Raw genomic sequence first — 13,370 nt, forward strand, 5'->3', positions numbered from 1 at the left:
ACGTGCGAAATGGCACGTCATTTTTTCTTGTAATCAGTGGGGTATGCCTTTTCTTAGATCGGAATTGACAAATAAATGACACCCCTTTTTCACTACAACAATAGGTATTGTACTAACAAAAAGGATTGTCAGTTAGATAAAAGAAATCCCGAAAACTTCAAAAAATCATAAAATTATGAAAAGCTAATTAATCACTATTTAGTAGAAGAAGGACATTTATATTATTTCTAGAATAAAAAAGATAAATAACTTGTGATTAAAGAAGCGGTGAGATAAATAGGACAGAAAAATAATTTATTTTTAGATAAGAAAACTGAAAACAGCATAATTAAGAGACTACGGAGCGAGGGTTGTGTCTTCGCTGAAGAAGAAACACAGTTACTTACCTCTGAGGCTAGAAGTATAGAGGAACTAATGAATATGGTAGAAAAACGAATAAGTGGTTTACCTCTTGAATACGTGCTTGGGTTTACAAAGTTTTGTGGTCTACGAATAGAAGTCGAACGGGGAGTTTTTATACCACGTCGACGTACGGAGTTTCTGGTTCAGCAAGCAAAAGTTTTAACCCGCCCATATGATATTGTTTTGGATTTATGTTGCGGGTCTGGTGCTGTTGGTGCTGCAATAGTAACCGATCTTAAAAAGATTTCATTGCACTCCGTTGATATTGACCCCGTTGCTGTACGATGTGCTTCCCATAACATAATTAAGATTGGTGGTCACGTTCATCAAGGTGACGTATATGATGCATTGCCCCATTCATTGAGAGGTAAAGTGAACATCATAGTGGCTAACGCACCTTACGTTCCTACTGACTCAGTAAAACTCCTTCCCCGAGAGTCACGTTTATATGAACCCAAAGTGGCACTTGACGGAGGAAAGGATGGACTAGACCTTCATCGTATGATAGCGGAAGAGGCTCTCCAATGGCTTGTTTCTGGGGGGCATCTATTGATAGAGACAAGCGAACTGCAGGTTGCAAAAACCTTTGAAATCTTTGTTAAAGCTGGACTAATTGCCAAAATAGTTAGAGATGAAGAAATGGATGCAACAGTTGTTATTGGAACAAAATCTGGTTAAGTAATCTACAGCTAAACTGCTTTAGTTAAATAAAGGTTAGTCTTGTGAATTAAGACGAATCTTATTTTTATGGTTATTTGTTTGCCATTTCATCATCCATTTCGGGTGCATTTTTAATCGTTATTTTGAATATTCACCTCAAAATGGAACCATTTAACCGTATCTGAAGGGGTTTTTCTTCTGTAACATGATTTTTCATGTATAAATAAATTTTTCACTATTCAACTAAAGTGCTTTTTTCGTTAACATTTCTGTATCGTGTTGAGGTAAGTGATAACATGTATTCTGTTTCTCCCTTACCCTATTAAAATGAATCCGGAATATAAATTTATAAAACTAATTTGCTAAATTGATCGTTTATCATAAATGATCATATCTAGTTTAAAATGACTCTAAATGAAAGCTGTTTTTACATTAAAAAACGGAGTATGATTGAATTGAATCCAATGTTAATCTTTAATGGATCACACTTTGAATAAGAAGCTTTTTTAGCATTTCAATCTGTTCTTTTCGATTTGCTTCATTTACCATACCTACCGAGAAACCTGTATCAAAGGCCCACAAAGCAACTTTAATTGTCTGTTCAGAAAGACCGTAATCTCTCATTGATTGTTCATAGCACCTTTTTGCTTCATCTCTGAAGTCCATCATTAGTCACCTCTAAAATAATCATTAACACTAACTTTATGATATCAGCTGTGACTTGATAAGCACTACGTATACCATCCTATTTTTAGTATAATTGTGCTTTATATCTAATTTTATTCTGTTTTTCATTGTATCTTTCATGTCAGAAAATCCACATTTATTTTTCTTCAAGATTATCTATCGTAGGTTTAATCGAGTATTAGGTCAAAGGGCTATCCATGAATCGAAAAAACACTCTTCACCACAAAGAATGAAAATGTATTGAATCCGTCCATACTTGTTCTAAGGCTGGAGAGGATGAATGTCAGCATCCATTTCTGCTGGAAGCTCATATATGTTCTCGAAGTGTTCATTAGGAACAACGAGATGTGCCCTTTGATTGTTTTTCTCAATGAGGGTCATAATCATAAAGATTAACTATTGGTTTTGTCATTATTTTTCCTGCCTAAAATTAATTCTTCTTAATCTAATTCTATAAAGAAAACAGAAATGATCTTCAATTAAACTACCTCAATAAAGAAAGCAAAAAAGGATTCTCACAGCAAACCTTCTTGAATTCAAGCACCCGTAGCATAATATGAATGTTTTCAATTCCTATTGGATTTTATTGCCGTTTTAATTGACCAGGTTTATGTACATTCCATATCCCAAATCCTTCTGAATACTTTTTATCTAAAAACATTGGTAATCTTTCTTTCATTCCTTTTGCAAGATTAAGTGTCGATAACTCATCTTTATCTACCCAAAATATACTACCTTCATCTGTTTTATCTAGCAGCTCACCGCTAAATACTTCTGTTCTATAATTAAATACAATAAATTTTTCACCACTCTCATTATTAAACCAATAAATTACTCCACATGATTCTAAATTAGAAATCGTTAATCCTGTTTCCTCTTTTACTTCTCTGATAGTGGAATCGATTAAACTTTCCCCATCCTCCACATGTCCACCTGGGATGATATTCCTTTCCAAGATTTAATTCGGTCTTGAACTAAAACTTTATTAGATTCTTTATCATAAATCATACACATATTCGTTAATGTAACTTTAGCCACAAAAAATTCCCCCTATTATTTTTAAACACATTTAATCTTTTTTTGTATTTTTCCAAATTCAACATAGGAAGGGAAACTCCTAGTATCTTCAAATTTTAAAGTTGGAATATAGTTAATTGTTAACTCAATACCCTGTTGTATCTCTGGGGGTAGGATACATATCCTTTTGATTTCCTGTTATAGATAACCATATCTAAATCCATATTCTGTCCATTTTTTTTAAGAATTTTTACCTTGTAACCTTTATGTCGGTTATCATTTTTACTTTCCATCTTTATCATCAAAATGTCATCACTTTTTGTTTTCACATAAATAATTTGTCCAAGATAATTTGCGATGTCCATATTTCACCTCATTAAAAAAAGGGGTTTATAATTTAGTACGTTTATATGAAATGGAAGTTTCACATTATTGCACTATCCAGCACAGATAGTGCGATAAATAAAGCTGCCACTTTGGCAGCTCTGATATAAAATCTTTTGCACGTTAGTAGAACATCAAATTAGAAAAACTCATATAGACCTTCAAAATACCGAAGTTCTTCCTTTGTAACTTTATAACGTTTGTATCCTTCATAAAAGGCATGTATATATTCTGGATTATGAATAAATTTTCCAATCGCTAAGGATTCATCATATCGAGGATCTCCAACTGTCATACCAGATACATCAATAAAAAGTTCTACCTTCCCATTGACAACAAGCACATTATCTGTTGTATAATCACCATGTATCATAGTCTGTTGAACTGGTATAGGTTTGTTGGAGTTCAACTGATTTAACAATTCTAAGTTGCCATCCGTTTGTCCGTTTTCCACATAACTTTGTGCCTTGACAAGTCGCTCCTCAAGCCAATTATTCTCTTGTTTAAAGTTCTGTAAATCTTTTTTTTCGTGTAAATGATGAAGAAATTGTCCAAAACTCCTAATTAATGATTTCTTTTCTGTTGTACTTTTCGCTAGATTTAAAGCAGAAGTTAATGTTATTCCGTCCTCAAATGACATTATTAAATGACTTCCAATTTTCTCTTCGAAAAAAACCATAGTATTTAGGAACTGGAATCTGATTTTTGTTATTTAACTTTTCTAATACTAGAGCCTCAGCCTTCAACCATTCCTTATATTTTTCCTTGAACGAACTTTTAAGTAAATAGGAACCATTGTCTGTAATGATCTGATGTACTTCTGAAGTACAACCCTGTTCATCCAATTTGATAAATCTATTTGTTTCACCTACTATTTTTTCAACTTTCTCTATTAATTCTAGATTCACTTTATACCACCACATTTTTTCTTAAGAAAATACTTTATATTTCCCTCTTTTATTCAACTATCCTTCATTGTTAACGGAAAAAGGTTTTAAAATTCAGATTTTTAAGCAAAAACAACACCAATTGTGTATCCAAGATAAGCAAGGATAAGACCACCACCATAAGTGATCACTGTATAAAATAAAAATTCTTTTTTATACTTATTTAAGTACAACTTTATCATTTCAAATTTAAGCGTAGAAAAAGTGGTAAAAGCTCCAATAAAACCTGTCCCAAATAACAGTCCAATCATTGCATCAGCTTTTACGCCTGTGATGATACCCAGCAGAAAAGCACCGGATAAATTCACAGTGAGAGTACCCAAGGGAATTCTGGATGCAGGTTTATTATTTAATATTTCGCTAATAGAAAAACGTGCTATTGCACCAAAAAAGCCTCCAATTGCAACCAACAATATATGCAGCAGCATCATACCTGTTGTTCCCCCACATTAAGTTTGAAACCTAATTGACTCATCAAAATTCCTCCAATAATATTGACAAGAACGTAAAGGATTCCTATTAGAAAACTCTCATTTTTAAATAACTCTACTGTTTCAACACTTACTGTTGAGAACGTTGTAAAGGAACCGACAAAGCCTGTTCCGATAGCAGTTTTTACTACACTAGAAAAGGAAAGCCTCCTAAATAAATTGGTAGTGAGCCAAGCTAACAAAAAACTCCCAATTAAATTAATGCTTAAAGTAGCTAATGGAAATAAAGAATTTGTAAAAAACATTAACCCAATTAAATATCTAAGAATTGCGCCAAGTGCCCCTGCAATACCAACCAAAAAATAAATCATTTTTTATCCTCATTTCTTGCAATAAAAGAATTTCCTTTATTATAAATCTTTAGTATTCTTATTAAAATATTCGTTAGTTAAAGAACGATATAGAAATAAGGCTGCCGCAGTAACCTATTATATTCTACTGCTCTTGCACCCGCTATGTTTAAGTAAACTTATTCACAATGTTACATTTGATGGGATACAATTTCATTTATTTTTGGGCACTAAAAATGCATAACCCCGTCCTAAAAGTTAGGACAGGGTTAACATAAAGTGGTTTAAATTTTGATAAAAACACTTCCCAAATTTAAAACTTACCAATAAAGTCGTTAAGAAATAGATAACTTCAACATAAAGTTACTTCTGCACGATCTGAATAAGGTTGCCGCATGTATCGTCGAAAACAGCCAAGGTGATTTCGCCCATTTCTGTCGGTTCCATTGTAAACTTCACGCCTTTTTCCAGTAATCGCTTGTACTCTTCGCGAACATCTGCAACGCCAAACATTGTTGCAGGGATGCCGTCGGCAAATATCTTCTTTTGATACTCCTTTGCAGCAGGATGATCATTCGGTTCGAGTAAAAGCTCGGTACCGTCATGATCATCGGGAGAAACAAGCGTAATCCACCTAAATTTCCCCATGGGAACGTCATGCTTTTTTACAAATCCCAGCTTTTCTGAATAAAATTCCAGTGCCTTGTCTTGGTCTTGTACGAATAGACTGGTAACAATGATTTTCATAATGTTTTGCCTCCTTTAATATTTACCACAGTGGTGCTCTGCAAACATCTGGCTCCAAGCAGAAAAAACCATACATTCGTCAGAAGTTTTTAAATGAATTACTCTATCCATCCTTTTAGCAAATTTTTAAGTGGTTCGTTGTTAAATGTAACTACTCGATATTTTCCCTTTCTTTTTGATTTTACGAGCCCTGCATCTTCTAGAACAGCAAGATGTTTAGCTATCGCCTGTCGGGTAATGGAAAGGTCGTGCTTCGTAATAAGACGTACCGTAAGTTCATATAACGTCTGCTCGTTGCGTTCGGAAAGTTCGTCTAATATTAGCCGTCGAGTTGAGTCGCCAAGTGCTTTGAATATAGCGTCTTTGTCCCAATTCATATATCGAGTATAAGCAACTCTGCGGTTGCTTGTCAAGTATAAGCAACTGTGTGGTTGCATGAAAAAGGAATCGTAGCATGCAACCGAAGGGTAATATGATAAAAAACACGCGTTCCATCCTATTTTGGTGGATATTCCTGCTTGAAGAATGTTAAAGATAAGTCATACTTTATCGGAAAAGATGGTGCAGTAACCGATCTTTATCTTCAAAAAACTGTTTCATAATCGAATAATGATTCGTGTCTTCCAATGTTGATTCACGCATTCCAGCTTCTGTGAGTTGAATAATTTTAGCATTTGGGTAAGCCATAATGATCGGTGAATGAGTAGAAATGATAAACTGAGACCCTTGTTGAACAAGCTCATTGATTCTAGCCAGCATCGACATTTGTCTTAATGGGGACAAGGCTGCTTCTGGCTCATCTAAGATGTATAAACCATTACCTTGAAAACGTTCGATAAATGCTGCAAAAAAAGATTCACCATGAGATTGTTCGTGTAGTGATTTTCCTCCAAAGGAATCAATAATCCTACGGGCAGACATTGGTTCTTTATCTAAATCCTCAATATTTGATGCTACATTATAAAAAGTTTCAGCTCGAAAGAAAAAATGATCCTTCGCTCTATTGACTCCCTTTACTAAACCGAGGTATTCGTCTAAATTCGAGTGAGAGTCATAACTAGAAAAATGAAAGTTTAACGTGCCTCCTTCTGGATTAAATCCTAAAGCAATCGCAATACCCTCAAGTAAAGTTGACTTTCCCATTCCATTTTCACCAATAATATAGGTAACACTAGGATGAAGCTTTAATTCTTGAAAGTTCCGAATGACTGAGAGATTTAGCGGAAAATGATCATAAGATGAAATTTGCTCTTTTTTAAGATAGACAGCCCTAATGTATTGAGAATCATGATTTAACATTACCAATGATATAAACACCTCGTTTTCACAATATACTTTTTAGCTCTTAGTTAAAACTATTTTATCAGAATGAAAAAGGATCTTTTTGGAAACCCTTTTCCGACAGTAATAAAACCTTTTGAAAGTCCAGGGTATTGATTCGATTGAAGTTCTATTATGCTGCTTATTGAGGTATTATTTATCATGAATTTTTTTCTATAAATCTATTATCTCTTCATTTCGTTCAATTGTTTTCCGTAAACTACGTTCAATAGAAAATAATGAAATAATAAGTATAATGAAACCAAAAAGTATTAAAAAAATCAACTATCCTCCTACTCTAAATAAGGTTACCAATATTTTACTATAAAATCTTAGTTTTATTCGACTATAAGACACTTTTAGGTGAGATAGACCTTAGAGTAAAAAGCTAATTAACATAGAGCCAATTTTAAGAAGTAAGTATCAAGCGTTTGTCGCTTTTGCTTGTTTATGCAGGATTATTATGCTTTTTTGAATTATCAACGCACTTTGCTTTTAAAGGTGCGCGGCAGCTGCAGAAAATTTATTCAAACATGAGGATTTTAAGGTCTTTATTGCAGCAGTAAACAAGCATAGCATGTAATTGTCCTCGATGATGATACATATGAGCTACTATCTCTAATAACCATTCGTATCTTGTATAAGTCAATCCCCAATAGGAAGTCGTTTTAGAAAGAAGCACTTCCTCTGGTAAGGTCAGATAATGATTTTTTAGTGATTCAAAGTTTGTAAGTAAACCATGTTTTATCGAATCGATCGTTTTATAGGAAACGGTTGAATAAAAATGCTCCATTTCTTCCTGGGTTGCTTCGTTTGATATATGCCAATCCGCTTCGCAAATTATGGCAATATGTTCTAAAAGCTCCCCGATCGAATGCTTATTAGGTGTGGGTCTTTTTTGTAAATCGTCTTCCTCTAACGTGTCTATGATTTCCAAAACTGTTTTAACAGCTACTTCAATTTGATGGAATACAGGTAAACAATTCATGAGTACCACCTTTACCTTCAATTATCATTCGGCAAACCTACCCATTACAATCGTATGATAGTAATTTCCGCCTGATAAAACTTTGTCCTTTTTTAGAATTCCTTCTGCTTCAAAGCCAAATTTTTTATAAAGTTCAATCGCTCTTACGTTGGTTTCAATCACATTTAAGGTTATTTTCTTAATATGATTGGCATCTGCCCATTCAATCGATTTTTTTAATAAGTGTTTCCCGATTCCATAACCCCAAAAATCTTTCAAAACACACACGCCAAATTCTACTTTATGAGCGGTTCTTTTTAATAAGTTACCTTCACATCTAGAAAGACCGGCAATATTTCCATTCATTTCAGCGACTAGAAACAGGTTATGGATTTGTTCTGAATCCTCTTTTATGAGTTGTTTAAAGCCTGCTTCATCGATGTATGCCTCACCCTTTTCCCTATCTAGATGTTCTGTTTCACTATCGATCTGTAATCTAACCTCAGATAGGTTTTTTGCGTCCTTTTCTTCTGCAGATCTAATTATATAGCTTAAGTTATGAATGATTATCTCTTTTGGATCTGCCCTCAACCCTATTCCTCTTTTCATTCTTTAATCATTAATAGAATTTTAACATGTTATTTCGCACCGGTTACCAGTCTTTTCAATTTTCCACTAAGAAAAATGAAAGAAACGCAAGATTAGAAGACCGAAAATTAGTTCGAAAGAAATTTGAAAAATACGAACAAATGTTTTATAATTTTGTTTCTGAGAGAAAATACCAATAAAAATATTGAGTATGGAGGTATTGGCTATGTATATTACAATTGCGGACTTTATTAGAGAATGGAATCGAGAAGCAATGTTAACGCAAAAGGTTTTGGAAGGTTTGACTGATTATTCATTAAAACAAAGTGTTTATCCAGAAGGACGTAGTTTAGGAAGAATTGTCTGGCATTTAACAACAAGTATTCCAGAATATTTAGCTCATTTCGGTTTAAAAATAGATGAAGTAGAACATGCAGAAGATGTTCCAGCTTCAGCAAAAGAAATAGCTGAAACCTTTCAAAATGTAAGTTCTCATGCAGCCCAAGTTATAGAAGAACAATGGACAGACGAATCTTTGAAGAAAGTGCAAACGGCATTTGGCCGGGAAGAAACGAATGCGCAAATTTTAATGGGACTCATTAAGCATATTGTTCATCACCGCGGGCAGGCTACCGTTCTAATCCGTCAAGCTGGACTCAAACCTTTTGGCGTTTATGGACCACCAAAAGAAGATTGGCTTCATTTAGGTGTGGAAAATCCCCCATTTTAATAAAATAGTGCTATTTAGTTAGGGAGGAAAAGGAATGGGAAACCCTTGGATATAGGATTTCCCTTATTTTTTCCGATTTCAATCAATGATAGGCATTAGATTATTCTATTTCTCAATTCATCTTTATAGCTTCTAAATGTATTCTTCGCTTCATTTAACTCACGTATGAAAGCTTCTACTCGCTGGGCAGATTGGATCCGCTGTCTCTCCGTTTCTTTCGGATTAGGACCTCCCAGAACAGAACGGACAAGAATAAATTGATAAGGATCGATTGCCTTTTTATACTGCTCTTCTGTTAACCGTGGTTCAAGCGAAAATCTTTTTTTCGCGATTTTCTTAAGCAGCTCTGCATTTCCATCCTGCAGGTGTTTTCCGGAATTGGCTAAGCTTTTTACATAAACTTGAACAAGCTGGTGTGCTTGTCGAAACGAAAGCTTGCAGTCTCTGACTAAGACATCTGCAAGTTCGGTGGCAGTAGAAAAGCCTTCTTGGCATCGCTTAAATAATTTGTCCTTTCTTATTGTCATGTTACTGAGGATTTCAATTAGTAATTCGACAATTTGAACTGAATGAGAATAGCCTTTTTCGATGATTGGTTGAATATCGTCACCGATATCCACGATATCACCAAATGGCACACTATGGGTCATCATAGAAGTAGATTGTAACTCCCCAATGGTCCTGCTGATCAGAGATCTGGTATGTTCTAATGAAGAAGGATTTCGTTTTTGCGGCATGATGCTTGAGGTTTGGACCAGGCTTTCATCAATGATGATTGCGTCCACCTCATTTGTTGTAAGAAATAGAAGGTCATAGACAAAACGAGATAAGGTGCTTAAAAAGATGGATAAGGTGCTGGCGATTTCAAGCATGTAATCTGCAGCGCTGATAGAATCATAGGAATTATCAAGAGGCTTCGCAAATGCTAATGTTTTTGCGATTAAATCACGGTCAATTGGAAAGCCAGTCGTTCCTAAAGCCGCAGCTCCCATAGGAGATTGATTGATTCGAGTTAATAAAGCAAGTCCTCGATCGAGGTCTCTTTCTAAATGTTTGTCTATCGCCAAAATGTAATGAGCAAATGTCGTTGGCTGGGCCTGCTGATTATGGGTATAGGCCGGCATCACCGTCAGTTCATGCTCCTTCGCAAGGTTATGAAGGAGCTTTTTTAAGTTGGTAACTAGAATCATCCAATCGACAAGCCTTTCACGCCATACCATTCGGTACATGGTTGCATCCATATCATTCCGGCTAAAGGCAATATGCATATTGCCAACCAGCTCTTCACCTATTTCCTTTTTCAGCTCAGCTTCGATCATAAAAAACAAATCTTCATATGCCGGGTCATAATCCTTATTAAACCCGGTTATTAATAGCTGTTGGTTCGCTTGAATGATTGTCATTGCATCCTGTTCCCGTAATATCTTTGTATGGGCCAGCATGAAAGCATGCGCTATATTGATTTCGATCATATAGGATAGAAAATGCTTTTTTGTAAACCTGTAGCCAGGCTCAAGAATATGCTTAATGTAGATAGGAGATCGCTTGGATGACATCGTTTGTTCACTCCGTTCTATTGTTTCATGTATGTATATTCTTCTGGATCTTCACTTGAGCTTGTAAATTGTTGTTCAAGGGAAACGGAACTGTTTTTTTATCCTCATTAGTCTCAGGGTGAACTACTCTTCTAGAATTGAATCAGGTATTGAACCACTCTTCTCGAGAATTGAACCATGTATCGAATTATTTGAACCACTTACCAAGAATTAAACCATACCCTCATATTTCAAACCACTCACCTGAAAAACTGAGGCACTTACGTTCTTTTTGATAAAAAAAGAGCACACTGATTTCAGTGTACTCCCATCATATGTAAAGCTTAAATGGTAGGAGCTTCCATGCCGATTTGGCTCCATTCTTCTTTTGATGGGCCATAGACACCTGGTACCTGCACCCCTGCTTGGCGCATGAGAACGGTCGTTTGTCCGCGGTGGTGGATGATGTGCTTAATTAGCAATGACAGCATGGCAGCTCTTGGCATTTCTCTGCCGAATACATTTTTCATTTCACTTAAGGATTGATCTGTCCATTGTGCCTTCACAGCATCACTAGTATCGGCACTTACGCTGCGAAAGGTTTCAGCAATCTCTCGAGCTGAGGCTGGAACGCTGTTAGGGTCCTTCATCTCTTTAACGGTAACACCAAATTCCATCAGCAGTCCAGGTGTACTTGCGACAATATGCCAGGCAATTGCGCCTAATGTACGATTATCTGAAGAAACTTTTTGTCCAAGTGAAGCATCTGTCAATGCATCCAATACCTTTTGCGTTAAAGCAGCTTCATAATTCCATTCCTCGATAAATTCAGCTACTGATTTGTACATTTGATCTCCTCCACTTTTAAAATAATTTTCTATCATCGCTGCATAGTATAACACAAAATAACAAAATTACCCATTCAGAATGCTTGGATAGAGATGTTCGATAAACGAAAAAAACCCATCTTTTCTATGTATACGTACAAAAAAGATGGTTTTTTAAGAACTGATAGCTTATTGCATTTTCTTTATTGGCGTCACCACAGCATATAAGTTTTCCGTTGAATCAGATACATTCATTTCAATTACCTTAAAGCTGCTTCCTCCATCTTTGAACTCGTTTTTAATGGATGGTTTTATTTGAGAGTTATTCATGTTTGATGTTCCTTCCTAATTAATTTCTCACACAGGAGTTACTATATGATGGGGGTGAAAAAATGTGTACGCATTTACAAAAAATTAATAAATGATTTGTAATAGGTTCATATTTAAGCATCTTCGTACTCTCAACCTTTCTTCTTCCTTTAAAATACCAATTTTCTCCATTAAATCTCATGTAATGACTATGTAAAAAACTTGTAACACTATTCTCTCGTTTTTGTTCATAGGGATTAAATAGAGATTCAAAATACGATAATCACTAGGAGGACAAATTTTGAAAAAACTAGTATTTTTCCTAACATTACTAGCAACTCTTTTTTTCGCTGAACCTACTTTTGCTTATACGGTAGAAAAAGGTGATACGATGTCAAAAATCGCTCGAGAACATGGTCTCTCATTAAAGGAATTAGCGAAGGCAAATCCGCAAGTGAAGGATCTTGATTTAATTTACGTTGGACAAGATATCCGTACAAATAAAGGCAAACGCCCTGCAGTACCAAGCCGCGGGGAAATTCGCTCCAGCAAACTAAATTTCTCCCATGCAGATCTTGATTTATTAGCGAGAATTGTTAGAGCCGAGGCCCAATCAGAGCCTTTCAAAGGGAAGGTGGCGGTGGCGAATGTCGTTTTAAATAGAGTCGAGAGCCCTAAATTTCCTGATACGATAAAAGAAGTGATTTACCAGCCAGGTCAATTTCAGCCTGTGGCAAATGGTGAAATCAATAAACCGGCTGATACCGAATCCATCCAAGCGGTAAAAGCAGCGCTCTCAAACATGAGACATATCGCGCAAGATTCATTATTCTTTTACAATCCTGACATTGCAGAAAATCGTTGGCTCGATTCAAGAGAGACAACAGTTGAAATTGGTCAGCATGTATTTAAAAATTAATACATATGTAGCTAAGTGTTTATCCTTTCAATATAAAAAAGGCACCTATACAGTGCCTTTTAACATAGTTTTTTGTGTCTAGCTCCAGCGCCTAGCCCCTCGAGGTCATAAACCACTTATGAATTGAAGGTAAAGTACACCTTCTATTCATGAGCGGCTTATTTGCCCTAGGCTGATCAAGGCGCTTGCGCTTTTCTTATTATTTGGTTAGCATTTTCCGTAGAATGATGCGCCAATGATAATCAATAAGATAAACAACACGACAACAAGCACAAACGTATTACCATAACTAGGAGCACAATATCCATAAGCCGGAGCTACATAACTAGGCATTACAGGGTGGGGAGCATTTGCCATACCACCAACATGTGGTGCGTTTGCCATAGCACCGCCCACATGCGGAGCGTTATTTTCGAAACCGTACATTCGAAACCTCTTCCTTTCGTTTGTAAAAGTCTTAGACGATATAGTATATACGTTTAGAAATATTTTGAGCCCGTCTAAAAAGCATACTGCTTGTTTAAAACGCCTAAATTCGAGCCCATTTTTA

19 protein-coding genes are annotated in these 13,370 nt (G+C 35.6%); 3 read left to right on the forward strand and 16 right to left on the reverse strand.

Features of this window, described 5'->3' with window-relative positions; translation table 11 throughout:
* Positions 1-276 precede the first annotated feature (276 nt).
* A complete protein-coding gene (locus ACSVDH_RS14895; protein ID WP_439252154.1) occupies positions 277-1,080 on the forward strand; it encodes a putative protein N(5)-glutamine methyltransferase in 804 nt (267 codons plus the stop codon).
* Positions 1,081-1,536: 456 nt separating this feature from the next.
* Here the strand turns inward: ACSVDH_RS14895 and ACSVDH_RS14900 are convergent, their stop codons facing one another.
* From ACSVDH_RS14900 to ACSVDH_RS14955, 12 genes are all read right to left on the reverse strand, one after another.
* Positions 1,537-1,728 (reverse strand): hypothetical protein, encoded by a 192-nt coding sequence (locus ACSVDH_RS14900; RefSeq protein ID WP_299091538.1) that lies wholly within the window; start codon positions 1,726-1,728, stop codon positions 1,537-1,539.
* 604 nt (positions 1,729-2,332) lie between these two features.
* Positions 2,333-2,674 (reverse strand): NUDIX domain-containing protein, encoded by a 342-nt coding sequence (locus ACSVDH_RS14905; RefSeq protein ID WP_439251929.1) that lies wholly within the window; start codon positions 2,672-2,674, stop codon positions 2,333-2,335.
* The gene (locus ACSVDH_RS14910; protein WP_439251928.1) at positions 2,653-2,787 is read right to left on the reverse strand and encodes a hypothetical protein; all 135 of its coding nucleotides are present in this window, start codon (positions 2,785-2,787) and stop codon (positions 2,653-2,655) included. The genes ACSVDH_RS14905 and ACSVDH_RS14910 overlap by 22 nt, the downstream gene beginning before the upstream one ends.
* Before the next feature lie 502 nt (positions 2,788-3,289).
* A complete protein-coding gene (locus ACSVDH_RS14915; RefSeq protein ID WP_439251927.1) occupies positions 3,290-3,790 on the reverse strand; it encodes a phosphotransferase in 501 nt (166 codons plus the stop codon).
* Positions 3,780-4,058: a hypothetical protein gene (locus tag ACSVDH_RS14920; protein ID WP_439251926.1), complete on the reverse strand. Its 279-nt coding sequence runs from the start codon at positions 4,056-4,058 to the stop codon at positions 3,780-3,782. Before ACSVDH_RS14920 ends, ACSVDH_RS14915 begins: the two co-directional genes overlap by 11 nt.
* A gap of 101 nt (positions 4,059-4,159) precedes the next feature.
* Positions 4,160-4,525 (reverse strand): fluoride efflux transporter CrcB, encoded by a 366-nt coding sequence (crcB, locus tag ACSVDH_RS14925; RefSeq protein WP_439252153.1) that lies wholly within the window; start codon positions 4,523-4,525, stop codon positions 4,160-4,162.
* Positions 4,525-4,899: a fluoride efflux transporter CrcB gene (crcB, locus tag ACSVDH_RS14930; RefSeq protein WP_439251925.1), complete on the reverse strand. Its 375-nt coding sequence runs from the start codon at positions 4,897-4,899 to the stop codon at positions 4,525-4,527. Before crcB (ACSVDH_RS14930) ends, crcB (ACSVDH_RS14925) begins: the two co-directional genes overlap by 1 nt.
* A gap of 342 nt (positions 4,900-5,241) precedes the next feature.
* Positions 5,242-5,625: a methylglyoxalase gene (gene glxB / locus ACSVDH_RS14935; RefSeq protein WP_299091533.1), complete on the reverse strand. Its 384-nt coding sequence runs from the start codon at positions 5,623-5,625 to the stop codon at positions 5,242-5,244.
* A gap of 98 nt (positions 5,626-5,723) precedes the next feature.
* Positions 5,724-6,002, reverse strand: a complete 279-nt coding sequence (locus ACSVDH_RS14940; RefSeq protein WP_299091649.1) for an ArsR/SmtB family transcription factor — start codon at positions 6,000-6,002, stop codon at positions 5,724-5,726.
* A gap of 169 nt (positions 6,003-6,171) precedes the next feature.
* A complete protein-coding gene (locus tag ACSVDH_RS14945; protein WP_439252152.1) occupies positions 6,172-6,924 on the reverse strand; it encodes an AAA family ATPase in 753 nt (250 codons plus the stop codon).
* Positions 6,925-7,468: 544 nt separating this feature from the next.
* Positions 7,469-7,933, reverse strand: coding sequence for a DinB family protein (locus ACSVDH_RS14950; protein ID WP_439251924.1), 465 nt, complete (start codon positions 7,931-7,933; stop codon positions 7,469-7,471).
* Positions 7,934-7,957: 24 nt separating this feature from the next.
* The gene (locus ACSVDH_RS14955) at positions 7,958-8,503 is read right to left on the reverse strand and encodes a GNAT family N-acetyltransferase (RefSeq protein WP_518616520.1); all 546 of its coding nucleotides are present in this window, start codon (positions 8,501-8,503) and stop codon (positions 7,958-7,960) included.
* Positions 8,504-8,726: 223 nt separating this feature from the next.
* Between ACSVDH_RS14955 and ACSVDH_RS14960 the strand changes: the two genes are divergently transcribed.
* Positions 8,727-9,230 (forward strand): DinB family protein, encoded by a 504-nt coding sequence (locus tag ACSVDH_RS14960; RefSeq protein ID WP_299091528.1) that lies wholly within the window; start codon positions 8,727-8,729, stop codon positions 9,228-9,230.
* A 95-nt stretch (positions 9,231-9,325) separates the two neighbouring features.
* Here the strand turns inward: ACSVDH_RS14960 and argH are convergent, their stop codons facing one another.
* The 3 genes from argH to ACSVDH_RS14975 form a co-directional block, all read right to left on the reverse strand.
* Positions 9,326-10,786 carry an argininosuccinate lyase gene (gene argH, locus ACSVDH_RS14965; RefSeq protein WP_439251922.1) on the reverse strand — a complete coding sequence of 487 codons (1,461 nt, stop codon included), beginning with the start codon at positions 10,784-10,786 and terminating at the stop codon, positions 9,326-9,328.
* Positions 10,787-11,109: 323 nt separating this feature from the next.
* On the reverse strand, positions 11,110-11,613 hold the full coding sequence (locus ACSVDH_RS14970) for a DinB family protein (protein ID WP_439251921.1): 504 nt from the start codon (positions 11,611-11,613) through the stop codon (positions 11,110-11,112).
* 168 nt (positions 11,614-11,781) lie between these two features.
* Complete coding sequence (locus ACSVDH_RS14975; protein WP_439251920.1) at positions 11,782-11,922, reverse strand: hypothetical protein; 141 nt, start codon at positions 11,920-11,922, stop codon at positions 11,782-11,784.
* A 280-nt stretch (positions 11,923-12,202) separates the two neighbouring features.
* Here ACSVDH_RS14975 and ACSVDH_RS14980 point away from each other — a divergent pair, with 280 nt between their 5' ends.
* The gene (locus tag ACSVDH_RS14980) at positions 12,203-12,820 is read left to right on the forward strand and encodes a cell wall hydrolase (RefSeq protein ID WP_299091524.1); all 618 of its coding nucleotides are present in this window, start codon (positions 12,203-12,205) and stop codon (positions 12,818-12,820) included.
* A 207-nt stretch (positions 12,821-13,027) separates the two neighbouring features.
* Here ACSVDH_RS14980 and ACSVDH_RS14985 read toward each other — a convergent pair whose 3' ends face one another.
* Positions 13,028-13,246 carry a YjcZ family sporulation protein gene (locus tag ACSVDH_RS14985; RefSeq protein WP_439251919.1) on the reverse strand — a complete coding sequence of 73 codons (219 nt, stop codon included), beginning with the start codon at positions 13,244-13,246 and terminating at the stop codon, positions 13,028-13,030.
* Between the last annotated feature and the right edge of the window lie 124 nt (positions 13,247-13,370).

Origin of the sequence: Metabacillus sp. Hm71 (genome assembly GCF_051842955.2) — a bacterium.
In the GTDB taxonomy this organism is placed as follows: domain Bacteria; phylum Bacillota; class Bacilli; order Bacillales; family Bacillaceae; genus Metabacillus.